The sequence below is a fragment of the Streptomyces calidiresistens genome (assembly GCF_014141525.1).
GTDB classification, from domain to species: Bacteria; Actinomycetota; Actinomycetes; order Streptomycetales; family Streptomycetaceae; genus Streptomyces; species Streptomyces calidiresistens.
The window spans coordinates 1-2,652 of the sequence record NZ_VKHS01000742.1 but is presented as its reverse complement, the minus strand read 5'-3'; the positions used below and the strand labels follow the sequence as shown (position 1 = coordinate 2,652).

Below are 2,652 nucleotides of genomic sequence, written 5' to 3'. Positions count from 1 at the left end.
GGCCCCGGACACGCCCGCACGACCCCGGGGCCGGCGCCCCCGGGTGGTGGTGATCAGTCCCCCCTTCCTCTCCCACGCCCGACCGATGTCCGTGTTCGCCCGGGCGCTGCACCGGGCCGGCGCCGATACGGTGCTGGCCTGCGGCCCCGACTTCGCCCACCTGGCCGAGGAGGCGGGCACGGGGTTCGCGGAGCTGATCGTCACCCGCAACGCCAACACCGGCATCGCCGAACGCACCGAGCAGGCCGCCGGCGAGGCGGCCCGACTGAGGGAGTTCCTGGAGGCCACCCGGGACGGAGCGGTGCCCGCCCTGTTCGCCCAGGCCCGCCACCGCCGGGCCGACCTGCTGGCCGACCCGGACGGGGTGCGCGAGCGGATCGCCGCCCTGCACGCGCGCCTGCGTCCCGACTGGTACGTGGTGGACCTGCTCGCCCACTCCGCCGCCCTGGCCCTGTACTGCCTCGGCCTGCCCCGGGTCACCTTCTGTCCCGGCCACCCCGGCTACCTGCCGGCGGACGACACCTCCTGGTTCGGGATGCCCACGGCCTGGCCCCGGGCGATCCGGCCGGACCCCGCCGAGCTGGAACGGCTGCGGGCGGCGGTGATCGGGAACGACCGGATGTTCACCGAACTGTTCGCGACCGTGGTGCGACGCGTCGCCCCGCACCGTCCGGTGCCGCGCCGGGCGTTCGCTCTGTGTTCCCCGCACGCCGTGGTGTTCAACTACCCCGATCTGCCCTGGTTGCCGGCGCTGCCCCCGGGCGCCGGCGAGGCGGTGCGGATCGGTCACTGCGTCGGCGTCGGGGAGGAGCCGGGCCCCGGGGAGGCGCCCACGACGGCGTGGGAGGAGCGGTTGGCCTCGATCGGCGCCGGGCCGGGCGGTCGGCCGCTGGTGCTCGTCGCGCTCGGGACCTTCCTCTCGGCCCGTGACGACGTGCTGCGGGCGGCGGCCGAGGGGATCCTGGCGCACTGCCCGCGGGCCGCGGTGGTGGTGGCCGCCGGGAACCGCACCGCCGCGCTGCTCCCCCTCCTCGCCCCGGGGGGCCCGGGCGGCGGCCGACTGCTGGTGGCCGACTCCGTGCCGCAGCGGGCCCTGCTGGGCCGCGCCCGGGCGATGGTGCACCACGGCGGGAACAACTCCTTCACCGAGTGCCTGTGGGCCGGGGTGCCGGCGGTGGTGCTGCCCTTCTCCAGCGATCAGTTCGCCGTCGCCCACGACGCCGAACGGTCCGGCGCGGGGGTCGCGGTGGACCCCAACCTCCCGCCGGAGGAACTGGCCCGACGGATCGGGCGGGCCGTGGCCCGCCTGATCGAGGGGTCGGACGGGGCCGCGGAGGTGATGGCGCGGGTCCGGGAGGGAGGGCCGCTCCGGGGCGCGCGCCGGGTGGTGCGCATCATGGCCGGACTGCCCGGTACGGCGCTCGACGCGGCCCCCGGTGGGGGCACCGCGCCCGGGCGCCGCCCCACCGGGGACGGTGACGCGGAGCCGGATGTCGTCGTCCCGGCCGGATGAGCCCCGGCCGGGATCCCGACTTCCCGTCCCGGCGGCCGGCCGCCGGGGCGGGGAGGTGTGGCCGCGCCCGCCCCGGGTACGGGCAGGTCCGGGACCCCGGGCGGGGCCTCACGCGCGCAGGGGTCCCCGGACGATGCTCTTGCCGGAGTGGTCCGGGCTGCCGTTGAACGGCTCCTCGGAAACGTCGACCAGCGCGTATTCGCCCAGGTCCACGTTGTGCGGCAGCGGCAGCACCGCGGTGCCCTCGCCGTCCAGCACGCCGATGGGGATGAGCTTGCCCGCGCCCTCGTCCATCAGCCAGACCTCGAAGTAACCCGAGGTCTCCGGCAGTCCGCGCACGCTGATGACCAGGGCGTGCCCGGTCTCCTCGCCCCCGTCCAGCCGGACCCGGCCCACCGCCGGCAGGTCCACCCCCTCCGGGGGGTCGATCCGCACGTACTCCGCCGTGTACCCGGCGGAGGGCGTGGCGATCGGGGCGGTGTCCCGGCTCATCTGCCACCAGGTGCCCGCGCTGCCGATGAGGATGCCGACCATCAGCGAGGCGGCCACCGCGAACATCACCGGGCGGCGCCGGGGGCCGGGGATCGCCACCGGGGAAGTCGGCCGGGGATCGTCCCCGTCGGGTCCGGAGCGGGCGGCCGGCACGGCGGCGGTGGGAGCCCCGGGACCGGCGGTCCCCTCCTCCGCCGGGACGACCGGGCGACCGCCGGCGGTGCCCTCCGGGGACTCCGGAAGCTCCGGGGACTCCCCCCGGGAGGCGGTGGGATCGGCGGATGCGGCCGGGTCGGGGGGCACCGGCGCCAGGGGGTCGATCGTGCCGTCCCGGGGCCCGGGGGCACGGACCTCGGCCTCCACCTCGGCGGCGATGGCATCCCACACACCGGGGGGCGGGGCGACCACGTCGGCCTCCGCCGCGCCGGCGCCCCGGACGGCGGAGACGATCCCCCGCAGGTCGGTCAGCTCCGCCCGACAGCGCACGCAACCCCCCAGGTGGTCCCGGGCGGCGGAGGTGGGGGCGGCGCGGGCACCGTCGAGTGCGAGGGCGGCCAGCACCTCCTCGGGGAGGTGGTGCCCGGCCGCCGCCCCGCCCGGGCCGCCGGGATCGGGGACGGCGGGATCGGGGACGGCGGGGGAGTCGG

2 protein-coding genes are annotated in these 2,652 nt (G+C 78.1%); one reads left to right on the top strand and one right to left on the bottom strand.

What is annotated here, in order from left to right; translation table 11 throughout:
• On the top strand, positions 1 to 1,513 hold a 1,513-nt coding region (locus FOE67_RS22215), incomplete at its 5' end, for a glycosyltransferase (RefSeq protein WP_228474168.1).
• Positions 1,514 to 1,621: 108 nt separating this feature from the next.
• On the opposite strand, the gene FOE67_RS22210 is transcribed toward FOE67_RS22215, so the two are convergent.
• A partial coding sequence (locus tag FOE67_RS22210; protein ID WP_182666614.1) for an anti-sigma factor occupies positions 1,622 to 2,652 on the bottom strand: 1,031 nt, incomplete at its 5' end.